This window comes from Streptomyces sp. NPDC127084, assembly GCF_042724175.1.
In the GTDB taxonomy this organism is placed as follows: Bacteria; Actinomycetota; Actinomycetes; order Streptomycetales; family Streptomycetaceae; genus Streptomyces.
Genome location: NZ_JBHXFA010000005.1, coordinates 1 through 23944 on the forward strand (window position 1 = coordinate 1; position 23944 = coordinate 23944).

Genomic DNA, 23944 nt, shown 5'->3' on the forward strand with positions numbered 1-23944 from the left:
CAATTACACACAGACACCCGCAAACCGAGTTGTGTGTGTGTATCGTGGGATGGTATTTGTGTATAAGACCCAGCCTGCGGACGAACAGTTCGAAACGGCGCTGGGCCGGGGATGGGCTTCGGGGGTGCCGGGCACCCGGCACCCCCGTGAACGATGGCGCCCGACCCCCAGGACCGTACGCGCCAAAATCGTTTCCCTGCTGATGGTCCCGGTTGTCTCGCTCCTCGTCCTCTGGGGCTTCGCCATCGTCACCACCGCCCAGGACGCCGCCCGGCTGCGCCAGCTCCAGGACATCGAGGAGCGCGTCCGCCGCCCTGTCGGCGGTGTCCTGTCCGCACTCCAGGACGAACGCCGCACCGCACTCCGCCAGATAGCCGCGCCCACCCCGGAACACGCCGCCGACTTCCGCCGGCAGACCGATGCCACCGGCACCGCCCTCGCCGCACTCGCGCTCGGCGACAAGCACACCATCGCCGACGCGGGGGGCATTCCGCCGACCGTCGCGGAGCGCCTCGACCAGCTCGTCGCCGCGAGCGCCGCGCTGCCCGCTCTGCGTACCGCCGTGCTCGGCCAAAGCGCCGACTGGGACATGGCATTCGCGCAGTACACGGCCGCGATCAGCGCCGCCTTCAGCGTCCAGGGCGCGCTCGCGGGCAGCCAGGACGCGGCAGCGGGCGCCGACCCCCGCGTAGTCATCGAGTTCGGCCGCGCTGCCGAAATGCTCGCCCGCGAAGACGCCCTGCTCTCCGCGGCACAGACACAGGGGACTTTCAGAGCCGAGCGCCGAAAGCTGTTCATCGGAGCGGTCGGAACCCGCCGCGCCCTTGTCGAGTCCTCCGCCGGTGAGCTGCCGGCGGCTGATCGCGCAGCATGGAGCGCGCTCACCACCCAGAGCGCGTACCAGGCACTCGAATCGGCCGAGGACGGCATCGTCAACGCCGGATCGGACCGGCGCGCCGCCCGGGCGGTGTCCGCCGCTGCCTGGGAATCGGCCCACGGCGCCGTACACACGGCGATGCGCGACATCGGGGAGCACGTCCGGGCCGGTACGGCGAGCCCTGCCGACCCCCTCGTCGGCAGACTGCGCACCCCGGCCGGGGCGGCCGTGCTCTTCGGCCTGTTGGCGGTCGCGGCCGCGCTCGTCATCTCCGTGCGCATCGGACGTGCTCTGGTCGTCGAGCTCGTCAGCCTCCGCAACACCGCCCTGGAGATAGCCCGCTACCGGCTGCCCCGGGCCATGCGGGTACTCCGCTCCGGCGAGAAGCTCGATGTCCGGGCCGAGGCTCCCGAGGGGCCGCCCCCGCAGGACGAGGTGGCCGAGGTCGGCGAAGCGCTGTGGACCGTCCACCGTGCCGCGCTCGACGCCGCCGTCGAGCGGGCCGAGCTCAGCCGGGGTATCTCGGGTGTCTTCGTCAACCTCGCCCGTCGCAGCCAGGTCCTGGTGCACCGTCAGCTCAATCTGCTCGACAGCATGGAACGCCGCGCCGAGGATCCCGACGAGCTCGGCGACCTGTTCCGGCTGGACCACCTCACGACCCGCATGCGCCGCCACGCGGAGAGTCTGATCATCCTCTCCGGTGCCGCTCCCGGGCGTGCCTGGCGTACGCCCGTACTGCTGACCAACGTCGTCCGGGCTGCGGTCTCGGAAGTGGAGGACTACGCACGCGTCGAGGTGCGCCCCCTCCCGGAGGCCGCGGTCATCGGTACCGCCGTCGCGGACCTCACCCATCTCCTCGCCGAACTGATCGAGAACGCGGCCCAGTTCTCACCGCCCCACACCCGGGTCCGGGTCAACGGCGAACCCGTCGGCAACGGCTACGCGCTCGAAATCGAAGACCGCGGACTCGGTATGGGCAAGGAGGCGCTCGCCGAGGCCAACCGGCGAATCGAGGAGACCGAGGCACTGGACCTCTTCGACAGCGACCGGCTCGGGCTCTTCGTCGTCAGCAAGCTCTCCGTCCGCCACGACGTCAAGGTGAGACTGCGGCCGTCGCCCTTCGGGGGGACCGCCGCCGTCGTGCTGCTCCCGAACGCGCTGCTCCAGGACGTGCCTCCACACGACGAGACAGATGGCGGTACGGCTACCGCCGACGCCCCCGAAGCCGAAGCCGAAGCCGAAGCCGCCGCGGGAGCCGATGCCGCGGTGGGAGCCCAGCCAGTGGCCGCACCGCCGCCGGGCGTCGTCGCGTTGCGCTCGCCCAGCCGCACCCGCCCGATGCACGAGGCGACCGGGCCGAAGGCTCCGCCCAGTCCCGTGACGCCCCGCGCGCAGCGGCCCGCACCCGTCCCGGACACGGTGGACGACACAGCGGCTTCAGGCGTCCTTCCCCGACGCGTCCGGCAGTCCCATCTGGTGCCTCAACTACGGGCGGCCCGCGATCCGGATGCCCCCGCCGCGGAAGTGACCCGTCCGGACGGCCGGGCCGCTTGCGACCCACCCGAGCCCACGCCGGAGCAGGCCAGGGAGCGTATGGTCGCCTTCCGCGCAGGCTGGACCCGAGGCGGCGGCACTACCCAGCTCAGTGAACGCAGCGACCGCGAACCCAATGAGACAAACGAAGGAGCCGACGCATGATCAACCACGGGAGGATCGCCCCGGAGCCCGCCTCCGGGGAACTCGACTGGCTGCTGGACGACCTGACGACGCGGGTGAGCGGGGTCCGGCACGCGGTCGTCCTGTCCGGCGACGGTCTCGCGGTCGGAGCGTCCGACGGCCTCACCCGCGAGGACGCCGAGCACCTCGCTGCCGTGGCGTCCGGATTCCACAGTCTGGCCAAGGGAACCGGACGCCATTTCCACGCCGGTTCCGTACGCCAGACCATGGTCGAGCTGGAGCGTGGCTTCCTCTTCGTCGCGGCGGCGGGCGAAGGTTCCTGCCTTGCCGTCCTCAGCACCGCGTCCGCCGACATCGGCCTCATCGCGTACGAGATGGCGCGCCTCGTCAAACAGGTGGGCGAACACCTGCGGACTCCACCGCGCCTGTCCGCCACCCAACCGACTGCCGACTGACCCGGAGAGGCACCACCGACCATGAACGATGCCGGCGACGGCGGTCGGGGACCGGGCAGCCGCTGGTACGACGCCGAGGCGGGCCCTCTCGTGCGTCCCTACGCCATGACGGGAGGACGGACGAAGGCCGGGGCCGGTGCCGAACGATTCGATCTCATCGCGCTGGTCGACCTCGCCCCGGACGCGCTGGTCCGGGCCGGGCAGTCCCTCATCGGTCCCGAGCACCGGTCGCTCCTCGGGCTCTGCTCGGTCGAGACGCAGTCGGTGGCGGAACTCGCCGCGGGCGCGGACCTGCCCGTCGGGGTCGTACGCGTCCTTCTGGGCGACCTCCTCGAAGCCGGCTTCGTCGTCGTCAGCGGGCCGGTACCCCCCGCCGGACTGCCCGACGAGAAGATCCTCCGGGAGGTGATCGACGGCCTCAGGGCGCTGTAGGAGGCGACGGACACACCAGGCCGAGCTGGCAACAGCGCCGGTATCGCGGCACCCGGAGTCTCACACGGCACACTGGTGGGGCATCTCCACGTCCGGACGCGAGAGCCGAGGAGCGCCGTGTCTGTCCCGATCATCATCGATTGCGATCCCGGGCATGACGACGCGATCGCCATCCTGCTCGCGGCCGGCGATCCGGCCATCGATCTACTCGCGATCACGACGGTGGCGGGCAATCAGGTGGTCGAGAAGACCACCCTGAACGCCCGTCGTATCTGCACCGCCGCGGCCATCACCGACGTCCCGATCGCCGCCGGCTGCGCCCGCCCGCTCGTAGGGACCCGTTACGTGGCCGCTGACGTGCACGGGGACTCCGGAATGGACGGGCCGAGCTTCGGCGAGCCCACCGTGAGCGCTGTCTCCGAACACGCGGTCGATCTGATGTACCGCCTCCTCACCGGCCACCCGGAGCCGGTCGTCCTTGTCCCGACCGCTCCATTGACCAACATCGCCCTGCTGCTGATCCGCTATCCCGAGGTGACCCGGCACATCCGCGAGATCGTCCTCATGGGAGGCTCGACCGAGCGGGGAAACCGCACCCCCGCCGCGGAGTTCAACATGTACGCGGACCCCGAGGCCGCCGACATCGTCTTCCGCAGCGGCCTGCCCCTGACGATGTGCGGGCTCAACGTCACCCACCAGGCGCTGGCCACGCCCGATGTCCTCGCCCGCTTCGAAGGGCTCGGCACCGAACTCGGCGGCATCTGCGTGGAGCTGATGACGTATTTCGGCGCCACGTACCGCAAGCTGTGGGGCTTCGACGCTCCGCCTCTCCACGACCCGGTGGCGGTGGCCAGGGTCATCGATGCCGCCATCGTCCACTGCGCCGAGGCGAGCGTGGCCGTCGAACTGCGTGGGCAGCACACCCGCGGGGCGACCGTCGTGGATCTGCACCGGCACCCGGACCGCCCGGTGAACGCTCAGGTGGCGCTAAGCCTCGACCGTGAAAGGTTCTGGGACCGGATCGTCACGGCGGTCGGCAGGCTCGGTGAACGGGCGGACCGAGCCGACCGGGCCCCACGCGCCGATCCCTGACCCGACGGCCCTCGTGCCGCGTCCGGACGCGGGGCGTCCAGCAGCACCTCGTTCCGGAACGGAGCGCGGTGAGCCGCGCGGAGGCCTCAGCGGTGTTCCGGGGCGTCATCATGCGCGCGCGGTCACTCTCAGTCCCTGCGCGAGAAGATGGAGCCGGTGCCGCCATGGACATGAAAGGCCTGCCCGTGCCGGAACGCCGCAAACGCGGTGGCGGATGGCATCGGCGTCTTGCGAGAATGCCTGGTCGGGCCGGGACGACCGGTTGGTGGATGGCTGAACGAACGAGGTACGACGTCGTGTCGGAGACGTGCGGGGCAGGCACGTGCGGGTCGGAGACGTGCGGCTCGGAGACGCACGCGACGGACACCCGCGGGACGCCCGATACGGGAGGCGTCATCTCCGCGAACCCTGAGCTGCGGGCCGACTGCGGGAGCTGCTTCGGTCTGTGCTGCGCCGCCCTGCCGTTCGCGGCGTCGGCCGATTTCGCGGTCGGCAAGCCCGCGGGACAGCCCTGCACCCACCTCGGCGAGGACTTCCGGTGCGGCATCCACGACCGGCTGCGGGAGCGCGGCTTCCCGGGTTGTACCGTCTACGACTGCTTCGGAGCCGGTCAAAAGGTCTCCCAAGTCACCTTCGGCGGTGTCAGCTGGCGGCAGCGGCCCGACACGGCACAGCGGATGTTCGCGGTCTTCCCGGTGCTGCGGCAGCTCCACGAACTGCTCCGTCACCTGGCCGAGGCCGTGGAACTGCCGGCCGCCCGCAGCCTCCATGCCGAGATCCGCCGCCTCTACGACGACATCGACACGCTGACCCGTCAGGAGCCCGCCACCCTGCTCGGCATCGACGTCCCGGCCCTCCGCGCCCGAACCGGCGATCAGCTGCTGCGCGTGAGTGCCTTGGTCCGGGCCGAGGCGAAGCCCGGGCGCAAGAAGGACCGGCGGGGAGCCGACCTCTTCGGCGCGCGGCTCGCGGGAGCCGATCTGCGGGGTGCCGATCTGCGGGGCGCCTGCCTGATAGCCGCCGACCTCACCAGCGCCGACCTGCGCCTCGCCGACCTCCTCGGTGCTGACCTACGCGACGCGGATCTGAGCGGCGCTGACCTGACCGGCAGTGTCTTCGTCACCCAGCCGCAGCTCCAGCAGGGCAAGGGTGACGCGAGGACCCGGATCCCACGGGGGCTGACTCGCCCCGCTCACTGGTCCGCGTAGCCGAACGGCCGGGGTGTGGTTCGTCCGCCGCCTCAGCTACTTTCCCCCGGTGCGGCATAAGGCCGCGCTACGCGGGTAGGTGCCGTGTCAGGCCGCGTCCCGCAGGATGCGTTCCGGCCACCCGGCGGGCCGGCACCGCGAGCGGGGGTGTGGAGGAGTGCCGAGATCATGAACATCGCCTTCCTCATGGCGCCGGAAGGCGTCGAGCAGGCCGAGCTCACCGAACCCTGGCAGGCCGTGGCGGGTATCGGCGGAACACCTCTGCTGCTCTCCACGAAGCCCGGCCGTATCCAGGCGTTCCACCATCTCGACAAGGCCGACTCGTTCCCGGTGGACTTGGTGGTCCCGGGTGGCTCCGCGTTGGACTTCGACGGGTTGATACTCCCTGGAGGTGTCGCCAACCCGGATGCCCTGCGCATGGACGAGGGTGCCGTGGCGTTCGTCCGGGCGTTCTTCGAGGAGGGCAAGCCGGTCGCGGCGATCTGCCATGCCCCGTGGATCCTCGTGGAGGCCGATGTCCTCCGGGGCAGGGCACTCACGTCATGGCCCAGCCTGCGCACTGATATCCGCAACGCGGGCGGCATCTGGGTCGACGAGGCGGTGAAAGTATGCCGGGAGGGTCCGAACGCACTGATCACCAGCCGCAAGCCGGATGATCTCGAGGCGTTCTGCTCGGCCTTCACCGCGGAGTTCACCAAGGCGGTGGCCGGGGCCGGCGCCGGCCGCTGACCCCGCCCTTCCCCGGAACCCCGCCCTGCAGCGGCCCTCTCGTCACCTTCTGACGTCCGACAGGCCGTCCGCCGCTCGGCCGCCTGGCGCCTTCACCGCACCACGACCCGCTCCACGAGCAGCTTCACCGCCGCCGCGATGGACTCCGCGTCGATTCCCGACGCCTGTGCCTGCTGCTCCGGCGTGGCGCTCGCGGGCATGTTGCGGACCGCGAGGCGGACCAGCCTCGGCATCGGCCTGCCGTCCGCGAAGGCATCCGCGACAGCGTCGCCGATACCTCCCTCCGGGTGGTGGTCCTCCACCGTGAGCAGGCATCCGGTCGCCCCGGCGGCGTCGTTGAGGGTGTCCACGTCGACCGGTTTGACGGAGTACAGATCGATGACCCTGACGTCTATCCCGTCCGCCGCCAGTACCTCGGCGGCGCGCAGAGCTTCGTGGACGGTCGTGCCCGCCGCGACGATCGTCGCGCGATCGTCGTCACCGCGGCGCAGCACCTTGCTGCCCCCGATGGGGAACTCCTCGTCAGACCCGTAGACGACCGGGGTTTCGGAGCGTGTCGTGCGCAGATAGCGCACGCCTTCCAGGTCGGCCATCGCCGCCACCAGCCGGGCCGTCTGGTTGGCGTCGCAGGGGTAGAGGACCGTCGAGCCGTGGATGGCCCGGAACATGGCCAGATCCTCGAGGCCCATCTGGGACGGCCCGTCCTGACCGATCGTCACTCCGGCGTGCGATCCGATGACATTGATCCCGGCCCGGCTCGCCGACGCCATCCGCAGGAAGTCGTGCGCGCGGGTCAGGAACGCAGCGAAGCTCGATGCGAACGGCACCCAGCCGCGTGCCTGCATACCCACCGCCGCCGCGATGAGCTGCTGTTCGGCGATGTAGCACTCGAAGTACCGTTCAGGGTGCTCCTTCTTGAAGTATTCGGTCCGCGTGGAGTCGCTCACCTCGGCGTCCAGCGCGACGACGTCATCACGCGCCGAGCCGAGCGCTGCCAGCGCACGGCCGTACGCGGTACGGGTGGCCTCATCGGACCCCGGGTCGAAGCGGGGCAGAGCCGCTGCCGCGCCGGCTCGCGCCGACCGGTCCGGCGGGGTCGGCGCATCGGGCGGAGGCGCCACCTCGACCCGGATGAACCGGGGTCCGCCCAGTTCCTCGATCGCTGCGTCGGCATCCGGGAGCGGCTTGCCGTGCTTGCCCTCCTGGTCCTCCACGGCGGCGACTCCCCGCCCTTTGAACGTCGCGGCGATGACGGCCGTAGGGCGCCCGTCGGCAGCGGCTGCCTCCGCGAAGGCCTTGTCGATGGCCGGTATGTCGTGACCGTCGATCTCGATCGTGTGCCATCCGAAGGCCCGTAGCCGGCGTGCGTAGGCGTCGAGGTCGTGACCGTGGCGGGTGGGGCCGCGCTGGCCGAGGCGGTTGACGTCGATGACCAGGGTGAGATTGCCCAACTGCTCGTACGCGGCGTGCTCGACGGCCTCCCAGACCGACCCCTCCGCCATCTCGCTGTCTCCCGACAGCACCCACACCCGGTACGGGACCTCGGCGAGGCGTGCGCCGGCCAGTGCCATGCCCACGCCGATCGGCAGCCCCTGGCCGAGCGATCCGGTGGCCACGTCCACCCAGGGCAACCGCGGTGTGGGGTGTCCCTCGAGGCGGCTGCCGAGCTGCCGGAACGTGAGGAGTTCCTCGTCGTCTATCGCCCCGGCGGCCTTGTACATGGCGTAGAGGAGCGGCGAGGCATGGCCTTTGGAGAGGATGAGCCGGTCATTGGCGGGATGGGAGGGATCGTCGAAGTCGTAGCGCAGATGACGGGCGATGAGCACAGCGGCGAGGTCGGCCGCCGACATGGACGAGGTGGGATGGCCGGAGCCTGCGGCGTCCGCCGCCCGTACCGCGTCCACCCTCAATTGCTGCCCCAGTTCGCAAAGGTCTTCGTACCGCATGTCACTCCTTTCCGGAAGCGGGGAATCGCGCAAGCTCGGGCGACGCCGAATCCAGTGGCACCGACCAGGAACGGACCAAGCCGAGTTGCACGCCCTGGCGTGCGAGAACCGTGTCCAGCAACCAGTCGGCCGCGACCCGCACCCGGTTGCCGGGCATGGCGGCGAGGTGGTAGCCGCGGGTGACCACACCGGCCGCGGCGCCGGACAGCGGGATGCCCATCGGGTTGGCCGCCGCCCGCGCTCCGCCCAGGTCCACCGCGAATCCCATGTCATGGTGCTTGTACGGCCTGGCCTGGCCGTATCCCAGGGAGGCGGCCACGTTGTCGGCCGCGACAGCGCCCTGCCGCGTGGCGTGCTGCGCGGTCATCGGCGTCAGGGGGAACCCCCCGTCACCCGCGTCCGGGGAGTCGGGACGGGTCAGGTCGGGCACGGCCGCGGCATCCCCGCAGGCGAAGACACCCGGGTGTCCGGGCACGTCCAGGCGCGGTGTGACCCTCAGACGGCCGCGTTCGACCGGCAGGCCGATATCGGCGACGAGCGGATCAGGACGTACCCCCACGCACCAGACGAGGGTCTTCGTCGCGACGAACTCACCGCTGTCCAGCAGCACCCCGGACGCGGTGGCTTCTTTGACGGAGGTCCCCGTGCGTACCTCGACGCCGCGGTCGCGCAGCACGCGATCCGCCGTCGTGGACAGGCGACGGTCCAGCTCCGGCAGTACGCGGGGCGCGATATCGAGCAGCAGCCAGCGCGGCTGCGCGCCGAGTGATGCCCCGCCGGTGCCCCGCCTCGACCGGGATGACCGGGCGGTCTGGGCGCGGAGTTCGCGGGTGAGGATCGAGCCCTGGGCGGCGACCTCTGTGCCCGTGTAGCCCGCGCCCACGACCACGAACGTATTGCGTGCCGCGGCGAGGTCCGGGTCTGTGTCGGCGGTCGCGAGCTCCGTCTGCCGGATGATGTGGTCCCGCAGGTACAGAGCCTCCGGCATGCCGCGGAAGCCGTGCGCGTACGAGGCGACTCCGGGGACCGGCAGGAGTTTGTTCACGCTGCCGACGGCCAGCACGAGTCGATCGTACGGCAGCTCGTCCTGCCTGCCCTCGGGGTCCGTGTACAGCACGCGGCGGCTCGCCGTGTCGACATGGGTCGCCTCGCCGAGCACCAGCCGCACCCCGGGGAGGGTGCGTACCAGGGACACGGTCACCCTTCTCGGCTCCAGGACTCCCGCAGCCACCTGGGGCAGCAGCGGCAGATAGAGGAAGTAGTCCGTCGGATTGAGCAGGACGATCTCCACCGGTGTACCGGCGAGTGTCCGCGAGAGCTTCCTGGCGGTGCGGTGGCCCGCGAAGCCGCCGCCCACGATGACGACACGGGCCACCTCGTTCCTGGGCGTCGGCTGGTCGGGTGGCCGGGACTGGCGCTGCACGGCGAATCGCCTCCCGCGAGAAGAGGGTGTGCGATGGGCAGGAGCAGACCGAGTGCCCGCCCGTAGGCCCCCTAAACCAGGGTCTCTCGGACGATCTGTCGCGGCCACGCGAATGGCTGATCGGCAACCTGTGCAGACCGATGCAGGACGTGTCCCTGTCCGCCGTGGAAAGCAAAGCCGACCGGGCTTCGCTCGCTCCTGGGCCGTGGAACTGGCGGGGCGCGGCATCCGCGACGGCGGCCTCGCACAGATCCGAGCTGTCGGCAGCTAGTCCCGACAGACTCCCTCAGACCCCGAATTCTTCTTGCCACTCAGTGGATCAGAACGATCACATCAGGAAAAGAGTGATCGAAGCGCTTGGTGTCTCCCACCGGTTGCCATACTGCTGACGCCACACAGAACAGATGTGCTGATGTCGGATCCCTGCGGGTTTTGCTCGTCCGAAGGCGGGTGCTGACCTGCGGTTCCGTCCGGCGCTTGGTATCCGACGAGAGAAGTGACGCATGGCTCCCGAGCTCGCTGGTGGCGCAGGCGCGGATTCCACCGCTCTCGCGCTGAAGATACTGGTCGCCGGCGGATTCGGGGTCGGCAAGACGACCCTTGTGGGGGCGCTCAGCGAAATACGCCCGCTGCGTACCGAGGAACAGCTCAGCGCAGCCGGTCAGACCGTGGACGACACCGGGGGAGTGGACCGGAAGACCACGACGACCGTGGCCATGGACTTCGGCCGCATCACCATCCGCTCGGGTCTGGCGCTGTATCTCTTCGGCACACCCGGCCAGGACCGCTTCTGGTTCCTGTGGGACGAGCTCGCCCAAGGGGCGCTCGGTGCCGTGGTGCTCGCCGACACAAGGCGTCTGGCGGACAGCTTCCCCGCCGTCGACTACTTCGAGCACCGCGCCATCCCCTTCGTTGTCGCCGTCAACTGCTTCCCGGGGGCGCGGACATATGGCGCACACGAGGTCTCCCGCGCTCTCGACCTCGACCGCGGGACTCCTGTTGTGCTGTGTGACGCGCGTGACCGCGACTCGGGCAAGGAGGTGCTCGTGCGCCTTGTCGAGTACGCCGGGCGCATGCACACGGCACGGCTGCTCGACGCTGTGAGCTCGTGAGGTGGGGGTGGCGATCCGCGTGTCCTGGGAAGTCGCGTCCCGGATGAGTCCTTGCCCTTACGGAGACGGTAGGTAAGGCTTACGCGGAAGACGGGGAGACGGGGATACCTGGAGGGGGAGGACCGGACATGGCGCTGGACAAGGGGCTCGACTGGTTGCTGGACGACCTGACCAAGCGCGTCGACCACATACGGCACGCGCTGGTGCTCTCCAACGACGGCTTGGTCACGGGTGCGAGCACCAGCCTCGCACGGGAGGACGCTGAGCATCTCGCCGCGGTCTCGTCGGGGCTGCACAGCCTCGCCCGGGGCTCGGGCAGGCACTTCCGTGCGGGCAGTGCCCGGCAGACGATGGTCGAGTTCGACGACGCGATGCTCTTCGTCACCGCCGCGGGTGAGGGCAGTTGTCTGTGTGTGCTGAGCGAAGCCGATGCCGACGTCGGCCAGGTCGCCTACGAGATGACCCTGATGGTGAGCCGGGTGGGGGAGCATCTCGCGGTGGCCGCACGCCAACCTGGCCGGATGACGTTGTCCGAGTTCTGAGCCCGGCCGGTCCGGTGGTCGGTTCGCCAGTTATCCACAGGCTCAGCGGGAAGTCGCTCTCCGGCCTACTGTTGTGACTCAGAGTGATCGTCATGTACGAGAACACAGGGAGTCCGCCATGTCCGAGAGCAACACCGAAACCGACGCCGGCACGACCGCACGCACCGAGACCGGCACGACCGCGCCTTTGGCCTCGCTTGGATTCCGGCGGGCGGCCGCCGCCCTGAAACTCAGGCCCGGAGAGCTCGACCTCGCCCTGCGGTTGGGGTACGTCCGCAGTGCCGCGGGGGCGACGGTGGGAAGCGGTCGGGTGCCGCTGGACGAGGTCGAGCGGCTGCGAGCGCTGGACGGACATCCGGAGTCCCTGCGCGAGCGAGTCCGCACGGTGGCCACGGCCGGGGCGTGCCGGCTCGCCTCCACGACCCGGGACCGCTTCACCAAGCTGGCTCGCACAGGCCACATCACACCGGTCGGTTTCTATCTCAACCGCTACCACACCGTGGTCTGGCTCTATCTCGCCTCGGAGGTCGCGGAGTTCGCCGACGGTCATCCGGATCTGCTCAACGGCCGACTTCCGGCACCGCTGCGGGCCAGGCTGGACGGCGGTGAGGACTGGCGTGCCCGCAACTGGCGGGGGCGGCACATCGGGATGCTGCTGCGCCAGGCTCCGGACGCCTGGGCGCGTGCGGCGGCGATCGCGTCCGTGCTCACCCCGGCCGTGGTCGCCGAGGTGGTCCACGACCCTCGCGAGCGGGCGTATGTGGAGTTCCTCCGCCCCGACCCGCCGGGCGGGCCCCCGGCATCATTCGCCGTCCGCGCGCTGCGGAACGACCTGCTGCTGGCGGACGACCCGGACGAGGTCGCGTGGCACCGGAGGAACCTGTGTCTCGCCTTGGACGAGGCACGGGCATGGCGGCCTGCGCCTCGTCCTGACGGCGAGCAGGTACGTCCGCCGAGCCCGTGCCTGCCTGGCGCTGTGGTGCCGGCCCCGGCGGCCGCAGCCCTCGGCGGCGGCCGGGACCCACGGACGCGGCAGGTTGCCCGGCGACTTCTCACGCGGCTGAGTCCGCGCGGGAAGTCACCGGTCGGCGTCGGGTGACCTACCGGACTCAGTGCGTCCGGGAGCCGGTGGCGCCCGCTGTTCCGCGAGGCACGACCGTGCTGAGCACAGAGGGAAGCGGATACCAGTCGGTGGAAACCACCGTGGCGTGCTTTCCGGCGAGCAGGTTCACCCGGTCGACCGCCTGCGCCTCGGTGGGGTTCGTACCGTCGATGGCGGGTGCCACACTGGCCGCCCCGGTCATGACGAGGAGGTAGTGGTTCCGGTCGTACCAGGCGGTGTCGACCGACCCGCCGGCGAAGGTGGAGGCATCGCCGTCGAACACCACGAACCAGGGCCGGATGGTGGCATCCGCGTAGCGGCTGCGCGGGTCGCCTGTCTGAGTGCCGAGCACAGCGGGGAACGCGGCTGCCTCGGACAGGCGTCCCGCTGCGGCCAGTCCGCGCAGATACTCGGCGTACTCACGATCGGTCCACAGGGTGTCGAAGGGGTTTTCCTGCTCCAGCGTTCCCGGGATCAGCTCGACGATGAACTTTCCCGCCATGTCCGAGCGTGCGGGCCAGCCCCCGGCGCGCACGGCGGTGTCGAGGTCGCTGTGGTTCCCCGCCAGATCGGCCGGCCGGAACAGCGCGTCACCCAGCCGCGCCGTCAGCAGAGCGTCCAGCGCGGCGGGCCCCCGGCCGTACTTGCCCTGGAAACCGTCCTTGAACTCCATCTTGAGCATGATGGGCCGGTGACCTGGGTTGGCATTGTGCCAAGCGCGGATGTCGGAGAGGCAACCGCCGAGATCCTGGTTCCTCGGCTTGGCCCGCAGCTCGGCGGCTGTCGCCGCGTTCACGCAGTTGTTGTCGTTTCCCAGGGGGTTGCTGTGCGAGACACGCCACGATCTGCCGAACACATTCGTCCACACGTCCAGTTCGAGCATTCCGGCACCCGAGTCGAGGGCGTCCGCGAAGTACGGGTACTTCGCCTTCTCATAGGCGTTGTGGAGACCGACAGAGGTCGTGGACGAGTACGACGGTCCGGCCGCGGCCTCATGCGCCGCGGCCGGCTGGGCCCCCGTCGGTGCGAGCACGATCCCTGTCAGCGCCACAACGATCGCGGGCACAGTCGTACGCCAGAGCTTTCTCATGGTCCCCTGCCTGCTGAGTGTCGGTGGGTGGAGCAAACCGACGGCAGAGTAGGGGAGTTGGGTGACAGATGGGAGGTGTTAAGGCATCGTGCGGAAATCCCGTGGAGGATCCCGGCGCTGTGTGCGCGATGGACCGTGAGGTGTTTCCCCGGGAGCGAGCGGGATCAGAGCACCCCCGGTGGTGGGTGCACGGCGCTCGTCGCCGAGGAAGTGGGGTGGAAGGCGAGGCCGGGATGCCGGTCGCGGTCCGCGGGGCCGTCTTCCCGGGGTCGACGCAGGTCCGGGCCGCCGGGGCGGCAGTACGTGCACATCAGCGGCGGACCGGGCACGATAGCGGCATGCTGCTGGCCCGTCTCGCGGAGGTGTCGCGGCAGATCGCCGCCGAGCCGTCCCGCACCGCCAAGATCGCTTCGCTCGCCTCGCTGTTCTCCGGCGCGCGGCCCGAGGAAGCCGCCCTGGTTATCTCCTACCTCGCGGGCAGACTGCCGCAAGGACGGCTGGGCGTGGGCTGGAGCGTACTCAAGGACCGTGTGCCGCCGTGCGACGAGCCGGTGCTGACCGTCGCGGCGGCCGACGCCGCGTTCGCCGCGCTCGCTCAGGTCTCCGGAGCCGGTGCTCAGGCGGAGCGCAAGCGACTCGTACAGGAGTTGATGGGCGCGGCGACCGAGGCCGAACAGGAATTCCTGCTCCGTTTGCTGACGGGCGAGGTGCGGCAGGGCGCGCTGGACGCGGTCGCCCTGGAGGGCGTCGCCAAGGCCGCGGGCGCCTCCACGGCCGATGTGCGGCGCGCGGTCATGCTGGAAGGCTCGCTCGCCCGGGTGGCCGAGGCGCTCCTGGCCGAAGGCCCTGACGTCCTCACGACCTTCCGGCTACGCGTGGGCAGCCCCGTGCAGCCGATGCTCGCGCACACAGCCGCGTCCGTCGCCGACGCGGTCCAAGCCGTCGGAGCGTGCGTCGTCGAGGAGAAGCTCGACGGAGTGCGCGTTCAGGTGCACCGCTCGGGTGCCGATGTGCGCGTCTACACCCGTTCCCTTGACGACATCACAGCGCGGCTTCCCGATGTCGTCGCCGCCGTGTCCACACTGCAGGGGGATTGCTTCATCCTGGACGGCGAGGTGATCGCGCTCGGTCCCGACGGCAGGCCCCTGCCCTTCCAGGACATCGCCTCGCGCGTCGGTTCCCGCGCCGATGTGGCCGCCGCGACGGCCGCCGTGCCGCTCTCGCCGGTCTTCTTCGACGTCCTCGCCCTCCAGGGCGGCGGCGAGGAGAGCACCGGTGATCTGCTTGACCTGCCCGGACGTGAGCGCCATGCGGCCCTGGCCCGGCTGGTGCCCGAGCCCATGCGGGTTCGCCGCTGCGTCGTGGAGGACCCCGGCTCGGCGTCGCAGCTGCGGGCAGCCGAGGTCTTCCTGGCCGAGACCCTTGGCCGAGGCCACGAGGGCGTCATGGTGAAGGCGCTTGACGCCCGCTATACGGCGGGACGCCGCGGCCGGTCATGGCTGAAGGTGAAGCCCGTACACACCCTCGATCTCGTCGTCCTGGCCGTGGAGTGGGGCCATGGCCGCCGTACCGGACTGCTGTCCAACCTCCACCTCGGCGCCCGCACCGCCGAAGGCGGCTTCGTCATGCTCGGCAAGACCTTCAAGGGACTCACGGACGCGATGCTCCGCTGGCAGACGGACCGGCTCAGGGAACTCGAGGTCTCCGACGACGGCTTCATCGTCCGCGTCCGGCCCGAGCTCGTCGTGGAGATCGCCTACGACGGCCTTCAGCGCTCCACCCGCTATCCGGCAGCTGTGGCTCTGCGGTTCGCCCGGGTCGTACGGCACCGGCCCGACAAAAGCGCGGCGGACGCGGACACCATCGAGCAGGTGCTCGCCGCCACGGCGAGCGGCGGGACTGCCTGAAACGCGATCAGACCCTCCGCCTGCGCCGTGCGTAGGCAGCACCCGCGACGGCGGCGGCGACGGCCAGTGCCGCCACACCCGCCACCACCGGAACGGGAACCCCGCGGGCGCTCGTACCGCCGGCGTTGGTGCGGGCGGTGTCGGAATCGGCGCTCGAACGAGCCGCGCCCGTATCAGCGACACGCGAAGGGCTTGAGCTCGTACCGGCGGCGCTCTCTCGGGCAGGGGCGGCCGTCGGCGCGTTCGACGGTGTGGACGCGGGCGTACTCGCGGCAGCCGCCGGCCGGGCAGGGGAAAGCACGACGTCGGAGCAGGAGTAATACGTGTCGGGCGTATCGGAGTTCTGCCAGACGGTGTAGAGCAGATGGCGGCCCTCCCGCCCTTCCGGCAGCGTGCCCCGGACACGGTAGACGCCGTCGCGGAGCTCCGGATCGGTGGCCGAGGCGACCGGCTCGCGCTCCAGGTCGTCCCAGCTCAGAGGGGTGCTCGGGTCGTAGCTTTCCCTGGTCAGAAACACCCGGAACGTTCCCCGGTGCGGAATCGTCGACGCATACGTGAGCGTGAACGGCGCTCCCGCCTTGAGCGCGGTGGCGGGCCAGTCGTCACGGGCGGCGTCCAGGCCCTTGTACAGGTCGATACCCGCACTGCAGAGCTGTCGGTCGGGAATCATCCGGCGGTCGCGTCCTGCGACATCCGCGACGCGCAGGTTGTCCCATTTCTCGAAGGCCGTGGCACCGCCCGCGCGGACCGCGGCGACGCACGCGGCCGACCGCGCGTGATCACCACGGGGCCCGCAGGCGACCACCCGGCTCGCCGGATCAGTCGGCGCGCCATGCGCTCCGGCCGGTGTGGCGCAGACAGCGACGAGCACGCTCGACGCGCCACCGATGAGAGCGGCCAGTGCGACGGCGCCGCGGTGAACTGACATGCTCGGGGGACTCCTCCCGGCGCGGGGCGGCGACAGCGGCGGCTGTCGCGCCATCCCATACGGCCAGAGGGGCCCCCGGCGTTCAGCCGGCCCGCGACGAAGCCGCGACGGCCAGGACCTCCCCCTCGTGACATCAAACACAAATGGAGTACATTTCGCCCGTTTTGGTGAACTATGGATATTCGTTTTGTGTGGTTTGGGCCTTTCAGGGGCCCCGATACGGCCCCTCTGACTGGTGGGTGCCGCAGGGAGAAATATGAGACAGGCACTCCGCAAGGCGGGCACCAGGCGGATCGCTCTGCCCGTCGCAGGAGGAGCTGTCGTGGCTGGGCTGGGCCTCTACGCCGCCGGTCTCGCGGCCGGTGACATACCCGACGGCACCCGGGTGCGCGGCATCGACATCGGCGGCATGAGCCGAGTCGACGCCCAGCGGGCCCTCGACCGCCGGCTCGGCCTGGATTTCGCCGAGCCCATCGCCCTGAAGATCGGCGACCGCACCGAGAAGGCGGCTCCCGGCGCTCTCGGGCTCTCCCTGGACACGGCCGAGATCGTCGAGCGCGCCGCCGATCCGGCATCGGACCCCGTGACGGTGATCCGCAGAGTCGTCGCGTCCCCAGGACGGGACGTCGAGCCTGTCGTGCGCGTCGACGACAAAGAGGCGCGCGCCGCCATCGAACGCATCGGCCGCAGTGTCGAGCGACCGGCCCGTGACGGAGCCATCACCTTCGAGAACGGCACGGCGCACGCCACCGCACCGGTCACCGGCATGGCGCTGGACCAGGACCAGGCGCTGGCCGCCGTTCAAGGCGCCGCCCTGCGCCCCGCGACGGCCGCCAAGGAGGTCGTCCTGCCGGTCGACCGGACGCAACCCTCGATCGGCTCGAACGAGACCGCGCGAGCCATGCGCGAAATGGCCCAGCCCGCGGTGTCCGCGCCCATCACGCTCACGCTCGGTGACCAGAACATCACCATCCACCCCGCCACGCTCGGCAAACACCTGTCGGTGAAGCCCTCCGGTCCCAGCGCCTCGGGCAAGGCCAACCGGCTGGTCCTGGCTCTCGACGCACATGGCCTGATGACCGACCCGGCCGTCTCCCCGCAGCTGCGCGCGGCCTCCGCGGGGCCGCAGGACGCGCAGTTCCGCCTGGATTCCCGCGACCGTGTCGTCGTGACCCAGGAGGCTCGCGTGGGACGGCCGGTCACCGAGAAGGCGTTCGGCGACGCCGTCCGTCCGCTGCTCTCCCGCTCGGGCAAGGCGCGTACCGGCGAGATCGCGGCGGACGCGGTCCAGCCGCGTCTCACCTCCGCGTCGGCCCGCCAACTCGGGATCACGGAGAAGGTCTCGTCGTTCACCGTCCGTTTCCCGGCGGCCCCCTACCGCAGCACCAACATCGCCCGCGCCGTGCAGCGCATAGACGGTTCACTCGTCCTGCCCGGCGAGGAGTGGAGCTTCAACCGGACCGTCGGCGAGCGGACCAAGGAGAACGGCTTTGTCGACGGGATCATGATCAACGACGGCCGGTATGTGAAGTCGCCGGGCGGCGGTGTCTCCGCCGTGGCCACCACCATGTACAACGCGATGTTCTTCGCCGGGGTCAAGCCGCTGGAGCACGGCGCGCACTCGTTCTACATCGAGCGCTATCCGGAGGGCCGCGAGGCCACGGTCGCCTGGGGCACACTCGACCTGCGCTGGAGCAATGACTCGGGTCACGCGCTCTACATCCAGGCCTCGTCCACCGACACGTCCGTCACCATCACGTTCCTCGGCACCAAGAAGTACGACGAGATACGTGCGACCAAGGGCCCGCGCACCAACGTCAAGCCCCCGGTCGACCGCGAGGGCAGCGGCCCCACCTGCGAGGCCCAGACACCGCTCGAAGGCTTCGACGTCTCCGTCGGACGTGTCTTCGTCCAGGACGGCCGCGAGGTCAAGCGGGAGGACTACGAGACCCACTACACGCCTCGGGACAAGATCACCTGCGTCCCGGAGAAGCCCGCCGCGACACAGAGCCCCTCCGCCACGGCGTCCCCTGCCGCGGCCACGGAGACTCCCGCGGCCGCGGATACCCCGGCCGCCGCTCAGAGCGCCGACCAGCCGGAGCCGCAGCAGACGGAGAGCGCTGCCGGGAGCTCCGACTCCAGCTCCCGCTGACGGCCGGGCACCCCGCCGTCAGCGCCCCGCCAGCCGGGCCGCCGCGCTCTCGATGAGCATGTCGAGGGCGGCGGGGTACGCGCTGACGTTCATCTCCGCGACCAGATAGGGCGCCGCCGGCGCGATATGCGGATGCGTGCTCGCGGGCAGCCTCGCGTAGGTCGCCCGCCATACGGCCTCGTCCGCACGCCGGGCGGCCTCGGGCAGTGCGAGGGCGGCCGCGTCCAGCGCCGCGAAGGCCAGCGTCTGGTCGATGAAGCAGTGGTAGATGCGTACCGCGTCGGGTGTCGCGAAACCCGCGCGGTGCAGCACGCCCAGGACGGCCTCGTCCGACGCGATCTCGTGCGCCCTGCCCGACACCCGGCTCGCCGTCAGCACCGCGGCCTGAGGGTGCGCCAGATACGCGGCGTGGATCCGCAGACCGAGTGCCCGCAGATCGGCCTGCCAGTCGCGCGTCGGTGACCACCCCCGCAGCGCGCGCCCGATGAGCGCGTCACCGACGGCCAGGGTCAGCTCGTCCATACCGCGGAAGTACCGGTAGAGGGTGCTGGGGTCCGCACCCAGCGCCGCGCCGAGCCGGCGCGCGGTGAGGCCCTCGCCGCCGTGCTCGCGCAGCATCCGCAGCGCCGTGTCCACGATCAGCTTCTCGGAGAGCACCACGCCGCCCTTGGTAGGACGCCGGCGACGACGCAGATGCTCGGGTACCACCTTCTTCGGCATCGACCCGACCCATCACTCTCGGTAGCCCTTACGCCAACGCCATTGACCGTATCAACGGCCCCTGCGTTTCATCCAGACACGGGGCAACGCCTCGTGCAGACTTCGGGCTGAGCGAAAGGACCTGGCTATGCGCGTATTGTTGATCGGTGCCGGTGGGGTGGGTACGGCCTTCACCCGGATCGCCGCCCGCCGAGACTTCTTCGAGCGGATGGTCGTCGCCGACTACGACGAGTCACGAGCAAAGGCGGCGGTGGAGGCCCTCGCGACAGCGGGGGAGGGCGCCCGTCCGGACGACCGCTTCGCCGCCGCCCGCGTCGACGCGTCGGACGAAGCCGGCGTCACCGCACTGCTCGAACGCGAGCGCTGCGACGTCCTGGTCAACGCCACGGATCCCCGCTTCGTCATGCCCCTGTACCGCGCGGCGCTCGCCGCCGGTGCCCACTACCTGGACATGGCGATGTCCCTGTCCCGGCCGCACCCCGAGCGCCCGTACGAGGAGTGCGGGGTGAAGCTCGGTGACGAGCAGTTCGCCCTGGCGGACGAGTGGGAGAAGTCGGGACGGCTGGCGCTCGTCGGCATGGGGGTCGAACCGGGTCTGTCCGATGTCTTCGCCCGCTATGCCGCCGACGAGCTCTTCGACACCATCGAGGAGGTCGGTGTCCGTGACGGCGCCAACCTCACCGTCGAGGGTTACGACTTCGCGCCCTCGTTCAGTATCTGGACCACCATCGAGGAGTGCCTGAACCCTCCGGTGATCTACGAGAAGGGCCGTGGCTGGTTCACCACACCGCCGTTCAGCGAGCCCGAGGTGTTCGAGTTCCCCGAGGGCATCGGCCCGGTGGAGTGCGTCAACGTCGAGCACGAGGAGGTGCTGCTGATCCCCCGCTGGGTCGGGGCCGACCGCGTCACCTTCAAGTACGGACTCGGCGAGGAGTTCATCAACACCCTCAAGGTCCTGCACCAGGTGGGCCTGGACCGTACGGACCCCGTGACCGTGCGGTCGTCCGACGGACCCGTGCAGGTGTCCCCCCGTGACGTGGTCGCCGCGGGACTTCCCGACCCCGCCCAACTCGGCGACAGGATGCGCGGGAAGACCTGCGCGGGCACCTGGGTCAAGGGGACGAAGGACGGCAAGCCCCGTGAGGTCTACCTCTACCACGTCGTCGACAACGAGTGGTCCATGAAGGAGTACGGTTCCCAGGCCGTGGTCTGGCAGACCGCCGTCAACCCGGTCGTCGCCCTGGAACTCGTCGCCAACGGATCGTGGTCGGGCAAGGGCGTGCTCGGACCTGAGGCCTTCGCTCCGAAGCCGTTCCTCGACCTGCTCACCGCCTACGGCTCCCCCTGGGGCCTGCGCGAAGACTGACGCCCTCGCCGCTCCCCGCCGCGTCACCCTTTCGCGACAAGTACCGCCGCTCTGGAACCCTCCGGCCCCTTCCCGTCATCCTCCCCACCGGATGCCAACCGAAGACGAGGGACGGGGCGATGGGCACGATGCCGGGGCGGGAGACCGGGACGGAAGCGGCACGGCGGGGAGCGGAGGGCGGGCGGCTCACGCGCCGTGTGCTGCTGGGCGCGGGAGCCGCCGCCGGGGTGGGTGTCGCTGCCGCGGGCACCTGGGCGGCGGGAGCGTCCTCTCCCGGGACGGTCACGACGGCGGCCCGCGCGCCCAGGCCCCCGCGCGCCGGTGACTGGGCGGCCCTCGCCCGCGAACTCGACGGCACGCTCGTCAGGCCGGGCGCCCGTGACTACGATGCCGCCCGCACCCTGTTCAACCCGCGCTTCGACGGGATCCGGCCGGCCGGAATCGCCTACTGCGCACGCCCCGAGGACATACGCGGCTGCCTTGAGTTCGCCCGTCGGCACCAGGTGCCCGTGGCGGTGCGCAGCGGAGGCCACTCGTACGCGGGTTGGTCGTCCGGCCCAGGGTTGATCGTCGATGTGCAGAAGCTGGCGTCCATCCGGCTCTCCGGCGGCACCGCGACCGTCGGCGCCGGTGCCAAACTCATCGACGTCTACGCTGGGTTGACCGCGCACGGACGGACGATCCCCGCAGGGTCCTGTCCGACCGTGGGCGTCTCCGGTCTCGCACTCGGCGGCGGTATCGGTGTGGTCAGCCGTGCCTACGGCCTGACCAGCGACAGTGTCACCGGTGCCCGGATCGTCACCGCCGACGGCAGGATCCGCGATGTCGACGCCCGCCGTGACCCCGATCTGTTCTGGGCCCTGCGCGGCGGCGGCAACGCCCAGTTCGGCGTGGTCACCGAGCTCAGGATGCGGACCCACGCGGCACCCACCTGCACCACCTTCTTCCTGAGCTGGCCATGGGCCCGTGCCGAGGCCGTGGTACGCGAATGGCAGCGCTGGGCACCCACGGCGCCCGACGAGATCTGGGCGAACCTGCACCTCTCGGCACCCGTCGGCGGACGCCCGGGCTCGGTACGGGTGGGCGGGCTGAGCCTCGGCGGCCGCGGCGACCTCGAGAACCGCGTCGACCGGCTCGCCGACGCCATCGGCGCCCCCGCGGCATCGGTGTCCGTGCGCACCCGCCCGTTCATGGACGCGATGAAGGTCATGGGCGGTGTCTCGGGACTCACCATCGCCCAGTCCCACCAGCAGGGCAGCCTGCCGGGCCGAGACCCGCAAGGCCGGGTGGCGCGCGAATCGTACGCGGCGCGCTCGGACTTCTACACCCGGCGCATCCCCGCCGACGGCGTCAGGGCGCTGATCGCCCGGGTGGAGCGGCTCGCCGCCCTCAGCGGGGGCGGCGCGGGCAGCGTCGCACTGGATGCCCTCAGGGGCGCCGTGGGGCGGGTCAGAGCGGGGGACACGGCGTTCGTGCACCGCGACGCGTTGTTCCTCGCCCAGTACATCGTCTCCTGGCCCGACCGCGCCTCCGCGACCACGGTCGCCCGCCATCAGGCGTGGCTCGACGGCACACACGCGGCGATGCGGCCCTGGGCGAGCGGACATGCCTACCAGAACTACACCGACCCCAAGCTGAAGGACTGGCGTAGCGCCTACTTCGGAGCGAACGCCGACCGGCTGGCCCGTGTGAAGAAGGCATACGACCCGGGGCGGCTCTTCCGGCACCCGCAGTCCTTCTGACCGTCCGCCCGGGCTCCCTCAGTCCGGTGCCGGCACCCGAGTGCCGGGGCCGCGGGTCGCGGGTCGCGGGTCGCGGCGCCCGAGTCGGGACGGCCCCATCCGGGGCGGTCGCTGCGAGCGTGAGCGCGGAAAGCCTCGTAGATTGATCAGAGAGACGGGATCACGTCCGTACGTCCGGGGGGACAGGCGCGTGATGGAATGACTATCGACTACTCAGCGCTTTTCGCCGCCACGCCCAGCCCGTATCTGGTTCTCGACACGGACTTCGTGATCGTCGACGTCAACCGCGCCTATCTGCTCGCCACCTTCAGGACCAGGGATGACCTGATCGGGCAGTACGTCTTCGACGCCTTCCCCGCCAACCCCGCCGCACCGGACGTCGACAGCGTGGCCAATCTGCAATCCTCCCTGCACCGTGTGGTGGACACCCGCTCGCCGGACTCGATGGCCCTCCAGCGATACGACATCCCCCTCGTGGACCAGCCGGGCCGGTTCGAGGAACGGTGGTGGTCCACGATCAACACACCGGTCCTGGACACCCACGGCACCACCGCCTGGATCATCCACCGGGTCGAGGACGTCACCGCCTTCATCCGCTCCCGCAACACCGGAGGCAAGCAGAGCGAGCGGGAGGAGGAGATGGAAGCCGAGCTCTACGCGCGGGCACGCGAGCTCCAGCGGCTCAACGAGGAACTCCGCGACGCCCACGCCCGGGAACGCCAGGTCGCCCTCACCCTGCAAGAGGCCATGCTTCACGCGCCCGACCTGGTCAAACACCAGGACATCGCGGTGCGCTATCTGCCCGCCGTCGGCTCGCTCAACGTCTGCGGCGACTGGTACGACGTCACCGACCTCACCGAGGAACGGTTCGCCGTCGCGGTCGGCGATGTCGTGGGCCACGGACTTGAGGCCGCGACCGTCATGGGCATGCTCCGCAGCGCGCTGAGCGCGGCGACCAGGGCCGTCGCGGGCCCGGCCCAGGCCCTGGAGGTGCTGGGTCTGTACGCCCGATCCGTGGAGGGCGCTCTGGCAGCGACGGCCGCCCAGGCCGTCATCGATACCCGTAGCCGCCTGATCACGTACAGCAGCGCCGGGCATCCGCCCCCCGTCCTGCTGCACGGTGACGGAACTTGCGAGTTGCTGGACCGGGCCACCGACCCCCCGCTGGGTGCCCGCCCCGCCCATGTGCCCCGGCCGCAGATGAGCTGCCCCTACAGCACCGACGCCGCGCTCGTCCTCTACACCGACGGGCTCATCGAGCGACGCGGTGAGGACATCGACGCCGGTCTCGCCAGGCTCACGCGGGCCCTTGGCCGGCATCACCGGCTCGGCGCCGAACGCCTCGCCGATGCGGTGTTGGCGGGGCTCGGGGTCAGTGGTGGGGCCGGCGACGACATCGCCCTCGTCGTGGTGCGGCTGTGAGTCCGCGGAGTGGTTCACGCTG

19 protein-coding genes are annotated in these 23944 nt (G+C 70.7%); 14 read left to right on the forward strand and 5 right to left on the reverse strand.

Annotation, left to right across the window (positions count from 1 at the left end):
• Positions 1 to 49 precede the first annotated feature (49 nt).
• The 6 genes from ACFWI9_RS02355 to ACFWI9_RS02380 all read left to right on the forward strand — a co-directional run bounded on the left by ACFWI9_RS02355 (position 50) and on the right by ACFWI9_RS02380 (position 6470).
• Positions 50 to 2575 carry a nitrate- and nitrite sensing domain-containing protein gene (locus ACFWI9_RS02355; protein ID WP_387158458.1) on the forward strand — a complete coding sequence of 842 codons (2526 nt, stop codon included), beginning with the start codon at positions 50 to 52 and terminating at the stop codon, positions 2573 to 2575.
• Entirely contained in the window at positions 2572 to 3009 is a 438-nt protein-coding gene (locus ACFWI9_RS02360) for a roadblock/LC7 domain-containing protein (protein ID WP_387158460.1), read from the forward strand. Before ACFWI9_RS02355 ends, ACFWI9_RS02360 begins: the two co-directional genes overlap by 4 nt.
• Positions 3010 to 3030: 21 nt before the next feature.
• A complete protein-coding gene (locus tag ACFWI9_RS02365) occupies positions 3031 to 3441 on the forward strand; it encodes a DUF742 domain-containing protein (protein ID WP_387158462.1) in 411 nt (136 codons plus the stop codon).
• A 117-nt stretch (positions 3442 to 3558) separates the two neighbouring features.
• A complete protein-coding gene (locus ACFWI9_RS02370; protein WP_387158464.1) occupies positions 3559 to 4533 on the forward strand; it encodes a nucleoside hydrolase in 975 nt (324 codons plus the stop codon).
• A 269-nt stretch (positions 4534 to 4802) separates the two neighbouring features.
• Complete coding sequence (locus ACFWI9_RS02375) at positions 4803 to 5741, forward strand: pentapeptide repeat-containing protein (RefSeq protein WP_387158465.1); 939 nt, start codon at positions 4803 to 4805, stop codon at positions 5739 to 5741.
• A gap of 168 nt (positions 5742 to 5909) precedes the next feature.
• Positions 5910 to 6470 (forward strand): type 1 glutamine amidotransferase domain-containing protein, encoded by a 561-nt coding sequence (locus ACFWI9_RS02380; RefSeq protein WP_387158466.1) that lies wholly within the window; start codon positions 5910 to 5912, stop codon positions 6468 to 6470.
• A gap of 92 nt (positions 6471 to 6562) precedes the next feature.
• Here the strand turns inward: ACFWI9_RS02380 and ACFWI9_RS02385 are convergent, their stop codons facing one another.
• Together ACFWI9_RS02385 and ACFWI9_RS02390 are read right to left on the reverse strand one after the other, a co-directional pair.
• Positions 6563 to 8416: a transketolase gene (locus ACFWI9_RS02385; protein WP_387158468.1), complete on the reverse strand. Its 1854-nt coding sequence runs from the start codon at positions 8414 to 8416 to the stop codon at positions 6563 to 6565.
• Between the two features lies 1 nt (position 8417).
• Positions 8418 to 9839, reverse strand: coding sequence for an NAD(P)/FAD-dependent oxidoreductase (locus ACFWI9_RS02390; RefSeq protein WP_387158469.1), 1422 nt, complete (start codon positions 9837 to 9839; stop codon positions 8418 to 8420).
• Positions 9840 to 10342: 503 nt separating this feature from the next.
• Here ACFWI9_RS02390 and ACFWI9_RS02395 point away from each other — a divergent pair.
• The 3 genes from ACFWI9_RS02395 to ACFWI9_RS02405 all read left to right on the forward strand — a co-directional run bounded on the left by ACFWI9_RS02395 (position 10343) and on the right by ACFWI9_RS02405 (position 12592).
• Positions 10343 to 10951, forward strand: a complete 609-nt coding sequence (locus tag ACFWI9_RS02395) for an ATP/GTP-binding protein (protein ID WP_387158471.1) — start codon at positions 10343 to 10345, stop codon at positions 10949 to 10951.
• Positions 10952 to 11079: 128 nt separating this feature from the next.
• A complete protein-coding gene (locus ACFWI9_RS02400) occupies positions 11080 to 11493 on the forward strand; it encodes a roadblock/LC7 domain-containing protein (protein ID WP_387158472.1) in 414 nt (137 codons plus the stop codon).
• A 118-nt stretch (positions 11494 to 11611) separates the two neighbouring features.
• A complete protein-coding gene (locus ACFWI9_RS02405) occupies positions 11612 to 12592 on the forward strand; it encodes a DUF6397 family protein (protein WP_387158473.1) in 981 nt (326 codons plus the stop codon).
• Between the two features lie 10 nt (positions 12593 to 12602).
• Here the strand turns inward: ACFWI9_RS02405 and ACFWI9_RS02410 are convergent, their stop codons facing one another.
• Positions 12603 to 13685, reverse strand: coding sequence for a phosphatidylinositol-specific phospholipase C domain-containing protein (locus ACFWI9_RS02410; protein ID WP_387158475.1), 1083 nt, complete (start codon positions 13683 to 13685; stop codon positions 12603 to 12605).
• A gap of 338 nt (positions 13686 to 14023) precedes the next feature.
• On the opposite strand from ACFWI9_RS02410, the gene ACFWI9_RS02415 reads away from it, so the two are divergent.
• Positions 14024 to 15592 carry an ATP-dependent DNA ligase gene (locus ACFWI9_RS02415; RefSeq protein ID WP_387158476.1) on the forward strand — a complete coding sequence of 523 codons (1569 nt, stop codon included), beginning with the start codon at positions 14024 to 14026 and terminating at the stop codon, positions 15590 to 15592.
• 7 nt (positions 15593 to 15599) lie between these two features.
• Here ACFWI9_RS02415 and ACFWI9_RS02420 read toward each other — a convergent pair whose 3' ends face one another.
• Positions 15600 to 16520, reverse strand: a complete 921-nt coding sequence (locus ACFWI9_RS02420; RefSeq protein WP_387158477.1) for a lytic polysaccharide monooxygenase — start codon at positions 16518 to 16520, stop codon at positions 15600 to 15602.
• A gap of 256 nt (positions 16521 to 16776) precedes the next feature.
• Here ACFWI9_RS02420 and ACFWI9_RS02425 point away from each other — a divergent pair, with 256 nt between their 5' ends.
• Positions 16777 to 18672, forward strand: coding sequence for a VanW family protein (locus ACFWI9_RS02425; RefSeq protein ID WP_387158479.1), 1896 nt, complete (start codon positions 16777 to 16779; stop codon positions 18670 to 18672).
• 18 nt (positions 18673 to 18690) lie between these two features.
• Here the strand turns inward: ACFWI9_RS02425 and ACFWI9_RS02430 are convergent, their stop codons facing one another.
• Positions 18691 to 19392: a TetR/AcrR family transcriptional regulator gene (locus ACFWI9_RS02430; protein ID WP_387158480.1), complete on the reverse strand. Its 702-nt coding sequence runs from the start codon at positions 19390 to 19392 to the stop codon at positions 18691 to 18693.
• Positions 19393 to 19519: 127 nt separating this feature from the next.
• Between ACFWI9_RS02430 and ACFWI9_RS02435 the strand changes: the two genes are divergently transcribed.
• The 3 genes from ACFWI9_RS02435 (at position 19520) to ACFWI9_RS02445 (ending at position 23922) form a co-directional block, all read left to right on the forward strand.
• Positions 19520 to 20758, forward strand: coding sequence for a saccharopine dehydrogenase family protein (locus tag ACFWI9_RS02435; RefSeq protein ID WP_387158481.1), 1239 nt, complete (start codon positions 19520 to 19522; stop codon positions 20756 to 20758).
• Between the two features lie 128 nt (positions 20759 to 20886).
• Positions 20887 to 22500 (forward strand): FAD-binding oxidoreductase, encoded by a 1614-nt coding sequence (locus ACFWI9_RS02440; RefSeq protein ID WP_387158561.1) that lies wholly within the window; start codon positions 20887 to 20889, stop codon positions 22498 to 22500.
• Between the two features lie 198 nt (positions 22501 to 22698).
• Entirely contained in the window at positions 22699 to 23922 is a 1224-nt protein-coding gene (locus ACFWI9_RS02445) for a PP2C family protein-serine/threonine phosphatase (RefSeq protein WP_387158482.1), read from the forward strand.
• The last annotated feature ends 22 nt before the right edge of the window (positions 23923 to 23944 follow it).

What these genes read in the sequence shown, in the direction of transcription:
- ACFWI9_RS02355 (WP_387158458.1), top strand. Translation starts at nt 50, where the DNA reads ATGGTATTTGTGTATAAGACCCAGCCTGCGGACGAACAGTTCGAAACG.
- ACFWI9_RS02360 (WP_387158460.1), top strand. Translation starts at nt 2,572, where the DNA reads ATGATCAACCACGGGAGGATCGCCCCGGAGCCCGCCTCCGGGGAACTC.
- ACFWI9_RS02365 (WP_387158462.1), top strand. Translation starts at nt 3,031, where the DNA reads ATGAACGATGCCGGCGACGGCGGTCGGGGACCGGGCAGCCGCTGGTAC.
- ACFWI9_RS02375 (WP_387158465.1), top strand. Translation starts at nt 4,803, where the DNA reads ATGGCTGAACGAACGAGGTACGACGTCGTGTCGGAGACGTGCGGGGCA.
- ACFWI9_RS02380 (WP_387158466.1), top strand. Translation starts at nt 5,910, where the DNA reads ATGAACATCGCCTTCCTCATGGCGCCGGAAGGCGTCGAGCAGGCCGAG.
- ACFWI9_RS02385 (WP_387158468.1), bottom strand. Translation starts at nt 8,416, where the DNA reads ATGCGGTACGAAGACCTTTGCGAACTGGGGCAGCAATTGAGGGTGGAC.
- ACFWI9_RS02395 (WP_387158471.1), top strand. Translation starts at nt 10,343, where the DNA reads ATGGCTCCCGAGCTCGCTGGTGGCGCAGGCGCGGATTCCACCGCTCTC.
- ACFWI9_RS02400 (WP_387158472.1), top strand. Translation starts at nt 11,080, where the DNA reads ATGGCGCTGGACAAGGGGCTCGACTGGTTGCTGGACGACCTGACCAAG.
- ACFWI9_RS02405 (WP_387158473.1), top strand. Translation starts at nt 11,612, where the DNA reads ATGTCCGAGAGCAACACCGAAACCGACGCCGGCACGACCGCACGCACC.
- ACFWI9_RS02410 (WP_387158475.1), bottom strand. Translation starts at nt 13,685, where the DNA reads ATGAGAAAGCTCTGGCGTACGACTGTGCCCGCGATCGTTGTGGCGCTG.
- ACFWI9_RS02415 (WP_387158476.1), top strand. Translation starts at nt 14,024, where the DNA reads ATGCTGCTGGCCCGTCTCGCGGAGGTGTCGCGGCAGATCGCCGCCGAG.
- ACFWI9_RS02420 (WP_387158477.1), bottom strand. Translation starts at nt 16,520, where the DNA reads ATGTCAGTTCACCGCGGCGCCGTCGCACTGGCCGCTCTCATCGGTGGC.
- ACFWI9_RS02425 (WP_387158479.1), top strand. Translation starts at nt 16,777, where the DNA reads ATGAGACAGGCACTCCGCAAGGCGGGCACCAGGCGGATCGCTCTGCCC.
- ACFWI9_RS02430 (WP_387158480.1), bottom strand. Translation starts at nt 19,392, where the DNA reads ATGCCGAAGAAGGTGGTACCCGAGCATCTGCGTCGTCGCCGGCGTCCT.
- ACFWI9_RS02435 (WP_387158481.1), top strand. Translation starts at nt 19,520, where the DNA reads ATGCGCGTATTGTTGATCGGTGCCGGTGGGGTGGGTACGGCCTTCACC.
- ACFWI9_RS02440 (WP_387158561.1), top strand. Translation starts at nt 20,887, where the DNA reads ATGCCGGGGCGGGAGACCGGGACGGAAGCGGCACGGCGGGGAGCGGAG.
- ACFWI9_RS02445 (WP_387158482.1), top strand. Translation starts at nt 22,699, where the DNA reads ATGACTATCGACTACTCAGCGCTTTTCGCCGCCACGCCCAGCCCGTAT.